This window comes from Candidatus Parakkermansia intestinigallinarum (assembly GCF_944389695.1).
GTDB classification, from domain to species: Bacteria; Verrucomicrobiota; Verrucomicrobiia; order Verrucomicrobiales; family Akkermansiaceae; genus Akkermansia; species Akkermansia intestinigallinarum.
In genome coordinates, this window is the sequence record NZ_CALXNG010000002.1 from 41583 (window position 1) to 58586 (window position 17004).

At 62.5% G+C, this 17004-nt stretch carries 5 protein-coding genes; 4 read left to right on the forward strand and 1 reads right to left on the reverse strand.

Annotated elements, in window-relative coordinates:
- Nucleotides 1-92: 92 nt before the first annotated feature.
- Nucleotides 93-11426, reverse strand: a complete 11334-nt coding sequence (locus tag AC6UAL_RS00805) for a hypothetical protein (protein WP_500681451.1) — start codon at nucleotides 11424-11426, stop codon at nucleotides 93-95.
- A 566-nt stretch (nucleotides 11427-11992) separates the two neighbouring features.
- Between AC6UAL_RS00805 and AC6UAL_RS00810 the strand changes: the two genes are divergently transcribed.
- From AC6UAL_RS00810 to AC6UAL_RS00825, 4 genes are all read left to right on the forward strand, one after another.
- Nucleotides 11993-12934 (forward strand): glycoside hydrolase family 16 protein, encoded by a 942-nt coding sequence (locus tag AC6UAL_RS00810; RefSeq protein WP_500681452.1) that lies wholly within the window; start codon nucleotides 11993-11995, stop codon nucleotides 12932-12934.
- Nucleotides 12935-13167: 233 nt separating this feature from the next.
- Complete coding sequence (locus AC6UAL_RS00815) at nucleotides 13168-14856, forward strand: 30S ribosomal protein S1 (protein ID WP_500681453.1); 1689 nt, start codon at nucleotides 13168-13170, stop codon at nucleotides 14854-14856.
- A gap of 104 nt (nucleotides 14857-14960) precedes the next feature.
- Nucleotides 14961-16202, forward strand: coding sequence for a glycoside hydrolase family 43 protein (locus AC6UAL_RS00820; RefSeq protein ID WP_500681454.1), 1242 nt, complete (start codon nucleotides 14961-14963; stop codon nucleotides 16200-16202).
- Entirely contained in the window at nucleotides 16199-16993 is a 795-nt protein-coding gene (locus AC6UAL_RS00825) for a WecB/TagA/CpsF family glycosyltransferase (RefSeq protein ID WP_500681455.1), read from the forward strand. The genes AC6UAL_RS00820 and AC6UAL_RS00825 overlap by 4 nt, the downstream gene beginning before the upstream one ends.
- Nucleotides 16994-17004 lie beyond the last annotated feature (11 nt).

Genomic DNA, 17004 nt, shown 5'->3' on the forward strand with positions numbered 1-17004 from the left:
CCCGCAGAAGAGACTCGCCGCCGGCCGCACGCAAAAAACGGGGGGCGGCATGCGCCGCCCCCCGTGAAGAAACCGACTCGCGCCGTCGCGCATCAGAAATTGATGCGGTAACCGACCGTCGCGTTCACGTTCGTGTAGTCCGCCCGCAGCTCGAGGCTGGCGTCGAAGAAGAGCGAACCGCCGTCCTGACCCACGGGAACCGTCAAGCCGGCACCGACCTCAACACCGAAGGCGCCGACCTCGGCCGACTCGACCTCACCGGCCGTGCGGCCCAGCGCGGCAAAGCCTGCCGACGCCGTGCTGCTGCGGTCACCGACATCGCACTTCGCCAGCACGCGACCCTCCAGCAGAGAGGTGCGGTTGTAGATGTTCTCACCGATGGTCGTCTGCGCGCGCAGACCGAGACCCAGCGTGAGCGTATCCATCTTCTGCTCGCCGAAGCGAACCGCCAGATCGCCGCCCTTCTCCGTGTATCCGTCGATGCTGCTGTGCGTGTAGGTGATGTTGAACACCGGCTGCAGCGCCGAAACACCCTCCTCATCCAGCGGTACCGTATAACCCAGCTCGTACATCAAGCCGAAGGCCAGACCGTCCGTATCTCCGGTCGTGCGGTAAGACCCGCCGTTGTACGACACCGTGCGATCCAGCGACGCATCAGCCATGCCCGCCGACGCCACGAAGGTGTGCACCCAAGCCGAGGGCGAATAGCGGGCGAAAGCCGTCACGTAATACGTATCCAGATCGCCTTCCGCCATCTCCGACGACTTCGCCGTGAGGTCGCCGTACATCGCCGTGAAGGCCAGACCTGCCGTCCACTGAGGCGTGATATCGGCATCGAAGCCGAGCGTGCCGCCCCAGCTGCTGAACTCATAGCCGGAGTAGGTGCTGTCCTGCTCAAGCCTGCGGTAGCTGCCCTCCGCATTGACCCATGCGTTGAAATACGGCATATCCGGATTCACGTAGGCGTCATTCACGCCCATCGACGTCGTGCGGTTGCGAATCGCCTTGAGTTGGCGCTGGATGTCGCCGGAGAAGGCCATGCCCATCGTCGTTGCGCTCGCGCCGGCCACAGCCGCCATTTGGCGATCCGCCGCTGCGCTGTCTCCCGCGAGGATCAGTTGCTCGAGCTCATCGAGCACGGATGCCGCGACGCTGCCCGGCGCATTCAGCTGAGGATTCGTCGTCGCGTAGAGCTCGTCAAGCATCGCCGCGCCCGTCCTGCCGTTCTGCGTCAGGGCGGCAGAGCCGTGGAAGTCGGCCGTCTCTGCCGTGACGGTCGTGCCCGTCAGAACAAGGTTATTACCCTGTACTTCGACTCGTGCCGTGTTGCCGAAGTATTTTTGCAGCAGTTTATCCTCGGGGCGAGCCAGCGAGACCTCTGTGTCGGTCACTGTTGTGACGGAGGAGATCAGCGTGGCCGTTACCGTCTCACCGCCCGTCAGGTCGAGCCCCTCATCCATGCCGACTAGGTTCAGCGAGACCGAACCTCCGGTGTAGGAGGCGGATGTTGACGTGAAGGCCGCCGTACCATCCAGCATCGCCTGTGTCAGATTCAGCGTGAGGTTCAGCGTTGATCCTTCTCCGAGGCGAAGCTCATTCTTCACCGCGAAGGTGCGGTTGGCCCCTGCGTTATTCGCGTCGATGAGATTGACGTAGGCTTGACCCGTGCCGCTGAGTTGCAGCGAGCCGACGGTCGAGACCGTATCTGCCAGCACCAGATTGCCGCCCGTTACGCGGAAGTTCGTTGCAGCAGCGTCCTGCGTGAAGGCTTGCGAGCCCTCGCCCTTCAGCGTGATGGTTCCGTTGTAGTCGGCCAGGCTGCCTTCGAAGATGTAGCCCGTTCCCGACGCCGTATTCAGCACGATTTCGGCGGTGGCACTCGCATCGGCAACCAGTGTGCCTTTGCCCACAAGGCCTTCGTACTCCAGCACGCCGGGTGTCGGATCTGTCGCGTAGGTCGTTGTCAGGCTGCTCGATTGGTCGGCCACGATGCTCAGGGCCGCGCCTTCCTCGACGCTGAGCAGCAGGCCGCTTGTTGCGCTGCTCATATCAAGGGAAGAATCGGACGCGACCGACATCACTGAGCCTTCCTCTCCCGCAAGGGAGATTCCCGCCAGCTGTGCGCCGTCGAGTGTCAGCGTTCTGCCTCTGCCGACGGATACGTCGGCTCTCGCTTTATCGGTGCCCGAGAGGAGCGTTCCCGTGACTGCGCCGCTCAAGGTCGTGTCGCCGTGCAGGGCAAGCTGCCCGTTCTCGCCCACCGAAAGCCCGCCGGAGAGCGTGCTGCTGCCGTCGAGTTGCAGTACGCCGCTCTGAACGATGATCTGCGAATGTTCATCCGCTTGCAGGGAACCGACGCGGTACACAAACTCGCTGTCCGGCTCGCTTGTTGCCGCATCCGCAGCCATCAGCTTGAGATCCGTACCCTGAAGCTTGATCGTGCCGCCGAAGCTCAGCGCGTTCTGCACGTTGTTCGGCAGCTCATCCGCAGAGAGATTCGGCACAATGGAGACGAGATCCTTGGTGCACGTCCCGTCGTTGTCGCCGACGATGGTGAGCGTTGTGCCGGAGGAGCCGATCAGGTTGGGCAGAGCGAGACCGACGTCCGTCTTGCCGGCGGGGATTTCGGCCGGGTCGAGGAGGCCGAGGCCGTTGACCAGATCAATCGTTGTGTCCTGATTGATGTAGACGACCGTGTAGCCCTCCGTCGAATTATAGATGAGTCTGTCTCCGTTGCCGGCCCATGCGGCATTGCCGTCGCCTTGAGCTTCCGAGGCGATGTAGACCGTGTCGGGATCACTCGGGCTGAGCTGCGTGAGCGTCAGCTTGCCGTCCTGCGTGAACTCCGCCTGCATGTTCATCAGATACAGCGATGCATCAAAGGTGACGGCACTGTTGAGATCGCTCAGATCGGCGTAGCCGTTGCCCAGAGTGAACGTGGCAGACTGATTTTCCGCACCGCGTACGATGCCCAGCACATCGTTGATGTCAACGGTCACCGTCGCATTCTCAGCTACTCCCGCCGTGCCCTGCTCGGAGAATTGCAGCAGAGCCTCGGCTTCGCTCGTCATGCCCGCAGAGATCGTGATCAGAGAGCCATCGCCGAGAGTCACGCCCGTGAGGCCTGTCAGCTGCGTGCCCTCGGCATTCTGAAGCATCAGCGTCGCTTCGTCGCTCAGCCCTCCCATTTCGAAGGTCTGCCCGATTGCATCGTTGATGATGATCAAGCCTCTGTATCGCTCGGCCCCGGCCAGAGAGCCGCCCGTCATCACGATGTCGCCGTACATCGAAATCGGCTCCGGTGCATCCGGCGTTGACGGCGGGGCAATGCCGATGTTGTTGCCGCAGAAGTCAAGGGTGCCGCCGGACATTTCAATCAGGGAGACACGCGTCGAAGACGTCGTTGCTACCGTGCCGGATTCAAGAAGCAGGTGGCCGATTTCCGTACCGCCCAGAGCCACCGTCGTGCCCGGCGTCACGGTGCCGCTTGCTTCATCGGTCACGCTGTCTTGTCCGCTCACCGTAAGGGTGCTGACCGTTGTATTGAGATCCAGACTGGCGTTGCCCATCAGAACGAGCTCGGCGGCATTCACCGTCGTTTTCTCAATCGTCGCTGATCCCGTTACCGTGATGGTGCCGTCTGCCGTGGCTGTGTTGAGCTCGTTGGCCGGATAATGCGCGAATAAGTCGCTTTCCAGGATGAGGGTGCCCACGGTTGTGTCATCGGCCAGCGTCACCGTGGCGCCGCCGTAGAAGGTGCTGATCGAGCTGATGGTTGCGTTGCCCTCCACCGTCAGCGAACTGCCGTAACCCACGCTGATGGTGGCATCCTTCGCCTGATTGATCGTCAGCGAGGCGGTATTCGAATCACTCGTCAGAGACCCCACATTCATATCGGCCCCGTCGGCCAGATTCTCCAGAGTCCACGTGCCGAAGAACGTACCGTTGTTGCTGACAGTCGTCAAGCACGCGACCGTCGTGCCTTCCGCCGCGGTCGAATACATGTAGCCGTAATTCACCGCAAGATGGGCGATATCGATGGAGGAGCTCGCGCTGGTGAGCACGCCCTCGACCTGTAGCGTGCCGTTGCCGCTGATCTTGTCGACGATCAGATCCGTGGAGACATCCAGCCTCGTCGTGCCCGAGTTGACGATCAGAGCCGCAAAGGAAGCATCTTTCGGCGCCTCATTGATGTTCACGGTCCCGTCCGTCGTCAGCACGCTGTCAGAGGAGATCGAGCTCAAGCCCAGATTGAGCACGGCATCGCCCTCGCCGGCGAGCGAGACGGCACCGTTGATCGCCACATTGTTCACCGTGCCGCCGGCGTTGCCCGTGGCGGCCAGACGGCTGCCGTCATTCATCGTGATGGATGAGGCATAAATCTTCGTACTTGCGTCCGTTAGATCCACCTTGAGCGTTGCGTCCTTGTTCACCGTCACCACCGAGTCCTTCAGGGCCCAGGAGTGAGCCGCGACAACGGTGCCGCTGTTGATGTCCACACCGCCGGCGATGGCTGTTTCCGTCTCCAGACGCAGCGTGCCGTTGAACGCCTCGTCAGCAGTGCCCACCTCCAGCTTGCCGCCGTTGACCGTCGCCACTGTCGAGATGTTCTCCGACGCCCATGTGTAGCTCGTATCGCCCTTCACTACGATGCTGCCCGCGATCACATCCGTCGTGACGTTGACGACGGCCGGTCCGGTGATACCCTCCAGCGTGTCGAAGGTGACGGCTTCACCGTTGCTGAAGTCGGATGCCGCCGTCCCGCTTGCGCTTTCATAGGTCCAAGGCTGATTGGGGTCGTAGCCGTCCGAGTAGCTCCAGTTGCCGGAGCCGTCAGCTTCGCCCTGCCACGTCAGGCTGCGCGCTTCGCAGTCCACCGTGAGGACGAGGTCATACTGGGCAGCGTTGTCGGCGTTGGCGACGCAGTCCAGTGCGAAGTTCATGCGCTTGGAACTCGCGTAATTGAGCACCAGATAGCCCAGTTCTTTTTCCTCCAGCTCACCGACGTTCTCGATCAGGGTGTAGGTGCCGTTTTGAATCGACACGCCCGTGCCCGGATTGAGGATGAGGTTGTTCGGACCGAAGATGAAAAGGTCTCCGCCGCCATTGTAGGCTGCCGTTGTCGACGGGGCATAGACGGGAACGCCGTCTTCGCCGTCCGAGACCTTCGTCATGTCGAACTGAATGCTGCCGCCGAAGAACTTGACCCCGCTCAGCAATACCTGCGAATCCTCACCGGTGTTGGAGGCATGCAGCGTGATTCCCGACCAGAGTTTGAGCTCATTGATGGTGCTGCCGCCTTCGCCGATGATGTTCACCGGGCCACCCTGCTGAATGGTGCCGCCATCGAGATTCAGGGTCGCGCCGCTCAGATTCAGGGTCGCGCCGCTCGTCACCGTGAGCTGCACTCCTGCGGCGAGCTTGCCTGCAAAGGCGCTGTTTGCGCCGCTGATCTCGTAGCGGCCGGCATTCAGGGTGCTGCTGCCATCGGCGGTGAGATTCCGGATGCTGACGACCTCATCTTCCCCCACGCTCGACGCCATGCCGAGCGAAGCACCGGTGAGCCGGATCTCGGCTTTCGCTGCCGTGTTGCTGCCGAGCTTCAGCTCGCCGCCGGTGACCTCCAGCTCCACACCGTTTGCCAGCGTGCCGCTGAACTCGCCGCCCGCGCTGACTTGGTAATTGCCGGCTTCAACCGTGCCGGCTGTGCCGTTCAGCGAGCCGATCCGGTAGACATTCGCGGCGTCAGCTCCGTTCAGTGTTGCGTTGGCGTTCGAGAGCAGGATGTCCGCGTTGGCGGCGGCATCCGCTGCACCCAGCGTCAGAGATCCGGTATCGCCGTTCATCTCCAGCGTGCCTGCGAAGTCCCCGCCGTTGATCGTGAGATCATTCTGCACATCAACGGTGCCGGAGCCGCTGAGGCCGGTCAGCGTGGTGGCATTGCCCGTGAGGGTCGTCGTACCGCCGCTGACGGTGAGCGAGGCGAGGGTGGAGTCCACCGAGGCGTTGATCGCGGTGCCGTCAGCAGCCGTGACCGAGGCGCCGATGGATGCCGCACCCAGATCCAGCGTGCCGGCATCGAGAGCGATGTTGGCTGACGAGTCTGCCGCAAGCTTCAACGTGCCCGCTCCCGTCTTTCTGAGAGTACCCTCGCCGGTCGATAGGCTGCCGTATGCAACAAGCGTGTCGCCGGTGTCTATGTCGAGCGTTGCCGAAGTGCCGGCGTTCGCCTCATCCGTGACGCTATCCTTGAGTGTCAGCGGGCTGTAGAGGTTGACCGCAATGGGTGTTCCCTCAGTGGCCCCATTGACGCTCAGCTTCGTGCCGTTCGTCATGGTCAGAGAACCCGTCACTGAGGCGGAACCGAGCGGACCGCCCGAGGTAATGAGCATGCCCACGCCGTCGGCCCTCGTGCTTGCTTCAGCCAAGGTGATGTCAAAAATCCACGGGAAGACCCCGAGCCCGCTGGGCAGAAGCGAGAACCTGACTTGACCTTTGGCATCCACCACAAGATCTGCCGGATCTGTCAACCCGTTGCTGAATTTACCGCCGTAGCTGCCGTTGAGATCAAAGACACCCTGTGTTACCTGATACGTGCCGTTGAAGCGATCGCCGCTGTTGTTAATGGCTGCGGCAAGGCCCGTCTCCTGACCCGAGCTCTTGTCGGAAACCAACAGAGCGGCATTCTCGTCCGCAAGATTGATGTCGATCGTGCCCGAGCCGTAAATGCCCTTGCCGGAAGCGTTCTGTGCGTTGGCAAATGCACCGTTCGTGTTGATCTCTACCGTGCCGTTCGCGCCGGTGTTGATGCCGCCGAAGCCCTGATTGCCGTCCGTAAGAACCAGGCGTGAGCCGTCGCCCAGTGCAACGGACGTCCCGCCGGAGGAGATGCCTCCCTGAGCCGTGACCGTCACGCCGTCGGCAATGTTCGTTGCGCCGCTGTAGGTCTTGTTTGCGCCATTCCATGCAGTGTCAGCGTCGATGCCGACGCTGCCGGCTCCGGCAATGGCATTGTTCGCCGCATGCTGAGCCCCTGCCAGCGTGGTGCCCGTGCCCATGTCGAGCCCGGCACTGCCGATGCTGTCATCGGCCAGCGTCACGCTGCCGCTGCCCGCCACGGCGATGGTCGTCGCCTCGGTGAGCGCGCTGCCGGCGGTGTTGGTCAGACCCGCAAGACTCGTGTCATTAGAGCCGATATTCAGCGTGACGGTGCCTTCGCTGAGGGCGAGGCTGTTGCCCTCCAGCACGTCGCTGCTGCCCGCCCATACCAGCGTCGAGCCGCCATCCATCGCGATGTTGAGTTTGCCGTCGGTGGACGTCCCCTTGTCCGCCAGCGAGAGCGTCGCGCCGTTGCTTACGGTGACACCGGTCTCACTCGTGACGGCGAGGGCTCCCGCGCCGAAGGAGGCAGAGCCGCTTTCAACGGAGAGGCTGCCCAGCGAGGTAATGGCGCCGCCGGAGGCTGTGAAGCCGTAGGTGTTGCCGACTCCGGCTTGAACGATCATGTCGGCAACCTCGAGGCCGCCCTCGATGGCGACATCCCTGACTGCGCCGTCCGCGCCGAAGACGAGGGTGGCTTGAGAGCCGCTCTCCCACGGTGTGGGGGCGGTGGCCCCTTGGGCGCGGAAGCTGTCATCGTCCTGCGCCGTCCATGCGCCGGTGCCGTTCCAGTACAGAATCTGGTTCGCGTTCAGAACGAGTTGGTTGTTGCTGTTGTAGCTCAGCTCACCCGTCCAGCCCTCGCCCAGAGAGAGCCGGAACTGACTCAGGTCGAGTACCTGTTCCGCACTGAAGGCCGCCAGAACGTACTCCGTCTGCGTGGCGTCGAAAGCCAGCCCCGTCAGATCGAGATCGACGATAGCTCCGGCGTCGATGGCCAGCGAGTCCAGACTCAGAGCCGAGCTTCCCGCCGCCGTGAGTTCGAGCGTCGTGTCGGCGGCAAGGCTCAGCCCGCTCAGCTTGGTGGCGTTACCGACGTGGAGGATGCCGTTTTCGACGCGCAGAGTGAGGCCGGAAGCAGATGACATGTCGCCTTCGATGGCAAGGGTGCCGTCACCGGTCTTGGTGCTGATGCCGGCCGTCGCCAGTTTCGAACCGAGGTTGAGAGTGGTGCCTGCTGCAACGTCGGCGACGGTGAAGTCCCTCAGCACGATGTTGCTGCCGCTCAAGTCAACCGTGCCCGCACCCGTGGCGGCTAGGGTGTGCGTCTCTTCGTCCGCGGTCGGGTTGTAATTGAGTCCGAGGTAGCCGCCGCTGATCGTGACGGGAGCGTTCTCACTGCCGCCGAAGGAGGCGCCGGTCGCGATGCTGACGGTCGTGCTTTCAGACCTCAGCTTAACGTCGGAGTTGTATGCGGAGGCCGCATTGTTTTCCGTGTCGTAGGCACCGCCGCCTGCGTAGATGCTGCCGTTGACGGTGGCATCGGAGTTGATGACGATGCTGATGGCGCCTTGCGTCCAAGTCGGCGGGGTTTCAAACTTGTCGGCTGCAGCCTGACTGGTGCCGCGCTGGATGGTCGAGCCGCCGAAGATGATGCCGTTGGCCGTGGCGCCGCCGTTGGCTTTCTCACCGTCGCCCAGCGTGAGTTTGATGTCGCCCGTGGCAAATCGGGTGAGAGCGGCACTGCCTGTACCCGTGATGTTGTGGCCGCCGACGATGGCCTGCTGATATGTGCCGCCATTGAGCGCGAGTGTAATGCCGGATGAAACGATGGTGGAATTGCCGGCAGCCTCGCGGATGCCGCCGATGACGGCTTTGTTGAAGCTGCCGCTCGCCACTGTGAGAGTCGAGGTGCCGTTGTTGGTAATGCTGCCGCTTCGGGCGTTCATGTAGCCGCCGAGAACGACGAGACCGTTGTAGGTGCCGCCGACGAGGGCGACGTTGATGGCGCCGTTATGCGTTGCGGCAGCGGTGCTGTTGGTATACGAGCCACCGATGATTCTGCCGCTGAAGACGGCGGTATCACTGCCGCCTATCTTCACCTGAGCCATGGTCTCTTCCGCAATGCTGCCGTCGGTTTCCGTGACATTGTTGTGCGTCACGGAGGCGGAACCCATGGCGTAGCTGCCGCCGACGATGTCTGCGGAGAAGGTGCCGCCCTGCGAGGCGTCAATGCTCACGGAACTGTTGCCCGTCAAGCTCAGAGAAGAGCCGTTCGTGGGGTTGAAGTGGCCGCCGATGATCGCGTCGCGGAAGCTCAGGCCGTCTTTGGATGTGACGGAGACGGAGCTGTTGCCCGTCTGAGATCCTGATCCGCCCGTCGAGGAGATGACGGAAGAGCCGACGATGTACTTTTGGAACGTGGTGCCCTTGCTGTCTGAGAGATCGTAGCCCGACAGATCGACGATGACGCTGCTGTTGCCGGCGAGGCCGATGTTGCCCGTGCTGTTGCGAGCCGTGGCACCGCCGCCCGCGACGGCTGCGTATGCCGCCGTCAGGTTAGTGGTGTTCGAAGCCGTGCTCGCGTCTATCCTCAGCGATGCATCATCCGTGGTCAGCAGCGTGTTGACCCAGATGTTGGTGTTGCCGACGAAGGCGCTCGTGGCGTTATGCCCCGAGGTGCCCGCGCCGAGGATGAACCCCTTGACGTTGCCGCCGTCAACGGTGATGTACGAGCTGCCGACGAAGCCGGCATTGTTGCCGTTGCCGTCGCGGAGGTTACCGCCGATGATGTTGTTGGCGGTGCCGCTCTTGAGCAGGATGTGGCTCTCACCCGTGAAGGAGCCGGCAACAGACCCCGCGTTCCAGTCGTTGCAGAGGTTGCCGCCCACAATGGTGCCCACGGTGTTGACGAGGGTGGCGGCATCGTCGGGGTTGTCATCGGCTTCGGTATCGATGTAGATCCACGTGCTGAGCTGCGAGGTGGTGGACGGCGTGCCGCCGATGATGTAGGTGTCAGCTTCGGCGGTGCCGGTCGTGATCTTGACGGCGGCGGTGCCGCCGCTGTTGTAGTCAGCCTTGTTGCCGATGAAGACGCAGTTGAGCTTGGCGTCGTTGCCGTTGCCGATATCCTCGGTGTAGGAGCTCAGCGAGCTGTTGTTGGGCAAGTTGGCCGCGACGGGTGCTCCGGCGAGGGTGGTGGGGCCCCAATCCGCGTCCCAGCCGTTGACATTCACGGTCACGGTGCTGCTCCAAGAGTTGCCGCTTTGGCTCAGCCCCCACCGGGTGAGGACTTCCGCGCTGCCGTCGGTCAGCGTGACGCCGTCGCCGACGGTCAGCAGGTCATTGAAGGAGAGTGTCCAGCCCGTCACCTGGCCGTTGTCCGTTATCTCGGCGATCTCATCAGCCTTGTTGGCGTCTGTGCTGATGAGGAGAATGCCGCTCAGGTCGAGCGTTCCGCTGCCCTCGACAAGCAGCTTGTTGAGAACGAGGGCGCCGTCCAGATTCAGCGTTCCGGCGAGGTCGATGGTTCCCATCAGCGAGCTGGTCTGAGAGACATTCACGTTGGCCCCTTCGGCAACGGAGAGCGTGCTGCCGGATCCGACGAGCAGTTGCTGAGTGCCGTAGCTGCCCTTCAGGTTGGCGGAGGCATTGTCCGCAAGCATCGTGAGGGTGGCCGTGGTGCCGGCGTTGCCCGTGAGGCTTGAGCCCTCCGCCAAGGTGACGGTGCCTAGCGCGGCAGAGGCGCCGCTGAAGGATGCCTGCGCGTTCTGCGCGAGGTCGAGGCTGCCGGCGGTGACGGTGCCGGAGAAGCTGTTGGTCGCCGTGCCGTTGACGTTGAGAATGTCAGCGGTGACGGAGCCGGAGAAGCTGTTGGCCGTGGTGCCGGTGACGTTGAGGGTGCCGGCGGTGACGGTGCCGGTGACGGTGGTGGCATAGGCCTGATCATTCTCGTCGGCACGGCCGGTGGTGTTGCCGATAGTCAGGGTATCGGCAACATTGATGGAGGTCGCGGCGACGGTGCCGCCGCCGGAGAATTTCAGCTCTTCGAGGTAGCCTCCGTTGCCGCTGATGTTGACGGTTCCGGTGAAGCCGGAGACGTCACCCTGAAAATCCCATGCCTGACCTCCGTTGGTGGACGCTTTGCTGAAGGAGAACTCGCCGCTGCCGCTCACGGTGTTGGTGAACGTGTAGGTCCTGTCCTTGTTGACGTCGGTGAGCTTGAAGTTGTCGATGATGACGTGAGCCGCGATGGTGCCGTCTGAATTGGGCAGGTAGCCGCCGGTGATGTTGAGCTTGATGTAGTCCTGAGCCGTGTAGGTGGTCAGGTTAACCTCGCCCGAGGCGGAGGTGATGACGTAGGGGTCATCTGCCGTGCCCGTGCCGGTGACGTCAGCGGCCTGCGCCGTTGCAGAGGCGGCTAGTGCAGCGACAAAGGCTCCGCCGGCGATGGTGCCGGTGCCGATGGTGCTGCCGATGAGAGCGGCGGTGGCTGTCAGGCAGGAGAGCAGCGCCGCGCGAAGTTTGGCGGGAAGATGGAGCTTCATGTGCTAAGTGAGTTGTCTGGTTGAGGTGAATGGTGTGTGAGATGAAGATAAGTATCGTATTAACCGCACCCTATAGCAGAGATGTCCCCATGATGTCAAGTCGTTTTTTGCGGAATTTGATGAGATCCGGTGTTCCGCGCAGCGGGCGGAAGCTTCTTCGGCTGCGGGCGACGGAGAGTCTCGCTGAATCCGGTGGGCGATTTTATTCGTAATGCCGATATTCAGTGTCGTCTTGAATGAAGCGCAGGGGGGGCGGCCGGCGAAGTTCGGCTGATGCAAAAGGCGGATTTTCATCTCTTCCCTCTCTCCGCTGAAATTTGATGTAACTCAACTCTGATAAAGCGATTTCGCATGCTCACTCGGGAGCGGGACGCTAGCCGGACTCCACGGAAGAGTAAGCCTTGCGGGATGCCCGCCCAATAAGGAATCTGACAAAAATCGCGCGAAATGAAGTAACAGAGCGCCCGATGCTTGACAGGGGACGCTGCGCTGTGATAGGATGGCAGCGTCTGCTTCGCCGTTTGCTCAAACGGAGGGTCGGATGCAAAATTTATCTGTTTTATATTATGATTCGCTATTTCTTTTTTGCTGCCCTCGCCGCTGTGACGGTTGCGACGGCCAAGCCGCAGAAGGCTCCGCAAACCCTGCCCGGCGGCTGGGTTTACGCTTGGGGGGATGAGTTTAACGGGAGGAAGCTCGACGAGAGCAAGTGGAAGCACGAGCTGGGCGTCGTGCGCAATCAGGGCAGCAAGCAGGCCTACACCAAAGATTGCGTCAAGCTGCGCCGCGGTATGCTCGTGCTGGAGTCTCGCAGCAAGGAGACGCCCAACGCCACTTACAAAGAGGGCGGCAAGCAGTGGTTTCAGAAGATCAAGACGCAGCCCTTCGCCAGCGGTTCGGTGACCTCGCTGGGCAAGCAGAGCTTCACGCCGCCCTGCCGCTTGGAGTTCCGCGCCAAGATTCCGAAGGCCAAAGGCGTTTGGCCGGCGATCTGGACGCTGCATCAGAACAAGTACGGCTGGCCCGCCAACGGCGAGATTGACATCTTGGAGCACGTCTCGCAGGAGTCGAGCCGCGTGTATTCGATTTTCCGCTGGGGCAAAAACGGCACCAATGAAGAGTACAAGGTGATCAAAACAACGGATATCCCCGACCTGAGCAAGGACTTCCACACCTATGCCCTCGAATGGACGGAGGAGTACATGCTCATCGAGATCGACGGCCAAGAGGTCGGTCGCGTCGCCATCAGCGATGCGGAGTACCCCAACGGCGACAACCCGCTGCTGACGCCCTGCTACCTCATCCTCAATACCGCTCTCGGCGGTTGGGCGGTGGAGCCGGATGCGAAGGATTATCCCGTGGAGTTCCTCATCGACTACGTGCGCTGCTACACCAAACCCGAGCATCTCGATTACTACAAGGAGAAGAAGACTCAAAAGGCCGATGAGGACGCGGAAGACGAGCCCGCCTCCAAGCCTGCCAAGCGCCGCCGCAAGTCGCGCAGCTGAGAATGATTCAGCCGCCTTCGACGCGGGAAGTTTGCATACCCGGCCCTGTGCCGGGTATTTTTTTTGTCAACGCGCGCAAAAATCGCCTTCTCCGCCTCACATTGGACTTGAACAGCCGCGAAGAGATGATTATAATGCCCGACCGCGTTCCGCCCGGTGGCATACAGGCGCCCTCTCAAACCATCGGCGTAAGGGCCTTGAGGAGTGCGGCAACATTAACGAACACAACAACAATGAGTAATTCCGAACTGGAAGCTTTGATCGATTCCAAGCTTCCGACTTTCCGCAAGGGTGACATCGTCAACGGTACCATCCTTGAAATTCGCCCGCAGGTCGTCCTCGTCGACATCGGCTACAAGTCCGAGGGTGTGATTCCGATTTCCGAGTTTGAGGATGAGGAGATTGAAGTGGGCCAGGTCATTGAGGTTCTCCTCGAGAGCCTCGAAAACGACGAGGGTCTCGTCGTCCTTTCCAAAGAGAAGGCTGCCCACAAGCAGAATTGGGACAAGATCGTGGCTGTCTACAAGGAAGGCGGCCTCGTCAAGGGCAAGGTCAAGAGCGTCGTCAAGGGCGGTCTTATGGTCAACGTGGGTGTTGAGGCCTTCCTGCCCGGTTCGCAGGTGGACATCATCCCGCCGAAGGATCTCAACGAGTTCGTCGGCAACGTCTACGAGTTCAAGATCGTCAAGGTCAACGACGACCGCAAGAACATCGTGCTGTCGCGCCGCGAGGTCATCGAGGCCGAGCGCAGCGAGCAGCGCCAGCGCTTCCTGGAGACCGTCAAGGTCGGCGACCGCGTCAAGGGCACGGTCAAGAACATCACTGATTTCGGCGCTTTCGTCGATCTCTCCGGCATGGACGGCCTGCTGCACATCACCGATATGAGCTGGGGCCGCGTCAACCACCCCTCCGAGCTGCTGCACCTGCATCAGGAGATCGAGGTGCTCATCCTCGAGGTGGATCGCGAGAAGGAGCGCGTCTCTCTGGGCCTCAAGCAGCTCACCGAGAATCCCTGGGCCGACATCGAGAAGAAGTACCCGATCGGTTCGCGCGTCAAGGGTCGCGTCACGAAGCTTCTCGCCTACGGCGCCTTCGTGGAGCTCGAGAAGGGTGTCGAGGGTCTCGTGCACGTCTCCGAGCTTTCTTGGACGAAGCGCATCACCCGCCCGAGCGACGTGCTCTCTCTCGAGCAGGAGATCGAGGCCGTCGTGCTCAACATCTCGGTGGAGGAGCAGAAGATTTCCCTCGGCGTGCGCCAGCTCGACGAGAATCCCTGGGACGCTATCGAGGCTCGCTTCCCCGTCGGTACGGTCATCTCCGGCGCTGTGCGTAACCTCACGCCCTACGGTGCCTTCGTGGCTCTCGAAGAGGGTATTGACGGCATGATCCACGTGTCCGACATGAGCTGGACGCGCAAGATCAACCACCCCTCCGAGGTGCTCAAGAAGGGCGACGTCGTGCAGGCTCGCGTGCTCAACATCGACAAGGAGAACCAGCGCGTTTCGCTCGGCATCAAGCAGCTTGAGGCCGATCCCTGGGAGTCCATCGACAGCCGCTTCAAGGTCGGTGACCTCGTCGCCGGTCAGGTCGCCAAGATCGCTTCCTTCGGTGCCTTCGTCAACCTCGACGGTGATATCGACGGCCTCATCCACATCTCCCAGCTCTCCGAAGAGCACGTGGAGCGCGTCAAGGACGTCATCAAGGTGGGCGAGGAGATCAAGGCTCGCGTCATCAAGGTGGACAAGGTCGAGCGCCGCATCGGTCTCTCCATCAAGGCGGTCAACTACGATCCCGAGCAGCTTCGCCGCGAGACGGCTGCCTTCGAGACCGTTCGCGCCGGTGACATGGTGGGTCTGGAGCAGGCCTTCAACCTCGCTGCCCTGCAGGCTGAGGAGTGGAGCCCCTCTGAGGAGCAGAAGTAAAGCTTCGCTTCCCTCCGTTTTATTCGCCCGCTGCGGTTGCGACCGCAGCGGGCTTTTTCGGCTGAAGGCGGGCCGCGCTTGACTTTCGCGGGGGTATCAGTACAATGAGCGCCATGAAATCGCTTTGCACTTGCCTGTTGCTGGCGGCTCCGGCCTTGGTCTCTGCGCTGCAGGCCGAGGAGCAGCAGCCGGCTCTGAGCCTTTTGCCGCCGGGCGCATGCTGGCCCGATGATCGCGGCGTGCACATCAATGCTCACGGCGGCGGCCTCCTCGTCGACGAGGGGGTATACTACTGGTACGGCGAGCACAAGGTCGGCGGCAGCGCGGGCAACTACGCGCGCGTGGGGGTGCACTGCTATTCGTCGCGCGACCTCGTCAACTGGAAGGATGAGGGTATCGTCCTGCCCGTTCACGCGGCTCCCGCATCGCCCCTTGCCGAAGGCTGCATCCTCGAGCGCCCGAAGGTCGTCAAATGCGCTGCGACGGGGCAATACGTCATGTGGTTTCACCTCGAACTGCGGGGGCACGGCTACTCCGGTGCTCTTTCGGGCGTTGCCGTGGCCGACAGCCCGACCGGCCCCTTCACCTTCCTGCGCGCCGGGCGAATCAATCCCGGCAAGTGGCCGCTCAACCTGCCGGAGGCGCAGCGCGACGTCGGCCTCTCATCGCAGGTGCCCGTGCTCCTCTCGAGCAGCTATCGGGAAGGCGACGATCGCCTCGCCTTTCTGCGGCGCGATTTCGCCGGCGGGCAGATGGCCCGCGATATGACCCTGTTTGTCGATGACGACGGAACAGCCTACCACATCTACGCCTCCGAAGTGAATTCAACGCTGCACATTGCCGAGCTGACCCCCGACTACACGGCGCACACCGGGCGTTACGTCCGCCTCTTTGAAGGGCGCTTTCACGAAGCCCCGACCATCTGTAAGCGCGGCGGCAAATATTACATGATCACCAGCGGCTGCACGGGCCGGGCGCCGAATGCCGCCCGCTCGATGGTGGCCGAAAGCATCATGGGCGAGTGGAAGGAGCTCGGCAACCCCTGCGTCGGCCAAGGAGCCGACAAGACCTTCGGCGCTCAGGGAACCTACATCCTCCGGCTGCCCGACCGCCCCGACACCTACATCTTCATGGCGGATCAGTGGCGACCGCAGAACGCCATCGACGGCCGCTACCTTTGGCTGCCCCTCGAGTTCACCGCCGACGGGAAGCCGCGCCTGCGCATGCCCGACGCCGCGCCGCAGCAGCATCCCGAACCCGAACAACCCGAACAACCCGAACAACCCGAACAACCCGAACAACCCGAACAACCCGAACAACCCGAACAACCCGAACGGCAGCCGTGAAAACAGAGGAGCTCTCAGCATCCGAAACAACAGCCTTGCGCGGAGCCGAGGGACTCGCACGCCGCTCCGTCTTCGGCATCCCCTACGTCGTCAGCGACCTGCCGACGGCGGCTGCGGCCTTCGCGGCGCAGGCGCGGCAGATGAGCCGGCCCTACCTCATTGCGCATTCGGACGTCCACCTGCTCACCCGCATGCTGCACGAGCGCGACTACGGCGAGGGGATGAAACTCTTTGATGCCGTTTGCCCCGACGGCATGCCCATCGTCTGGCTGCTGCGGCGCAAGAAGGCGGCGGCGCAGCGCCTCTACGGCCCCGACATGATGGAGCAGATGTGGGGCGACGGCCGCGCTGCCGGACTGCGCCACTTCCTGCTTGGCGGCAGCGAAGAAGCCGTAGCCCGCCTCTGCGAACGGCTCTCGGCGCGCTTCCCCGGCGTGCAGATCGCCGGACACTACTGCCCGCCCATGCCGCCTTGGCCCGAGGGGGAGGACGAGCGCATGCTGGCGGCGCTCCGCGAGAGCGGCGCCGACTGCGTCTGGGTCGGCCTCGGCTGCCCGCGCCAAGAGCGCTGGCTCTACGAACACAAAGAGCAGCTGCCGCCCGCACTCTACTTCGGCGTCGGTGCCGCCTTCAACTTTCACGCCGGGCTGGTCAGGCAGGCGCCGCGCTGGCTGCGCCGCTGCGGCCTCGAATGGCTCTTCCGCCTCTGCTGCGAGCCGAGGCGCTTGCTGCGGCGCTACCTCGTGCACAACAGCCGCTTTATCTGGTATCTGCTGACGCGGCGCGTCTGAGCATGCCCCGC

What these genes read in the sequence shown, in the direction of transcription:
- AC6UAL_RS00810 (WP_500681452.1), top strand. Translation starts at nt 11,993, where the DNA reads ATGATTCGCTATTTCTTTTTTGCTGCCCTCGCCGCTGTGACGGTTGCG.
- AC6UAL_RS00815 (WP_500681453.1), top strand. Translation starts at nt 13,168, where the DNA reads ATGAGTAATTCCGAACTGGAAGCTTTGATCGATTCCAAGCTTCCGACT.
- AC6UAL_RS00805 (WP_500681451.1), bottom strand. Translation starts at nt 11,426, where the DNA reads ATGAAGCTCCATCTTCCCGCCAAACTTCGCGCGGCGCTGCTCTCCTGC.
- AC6UAL_RS00820 (WP_500681454.1), top strand. Translation starts at nt 14,961, where the DNA reads ATGAGCGCCATGAAATCGCTTTGCACTTGCCTGTTGCTGGCGGCTCCG.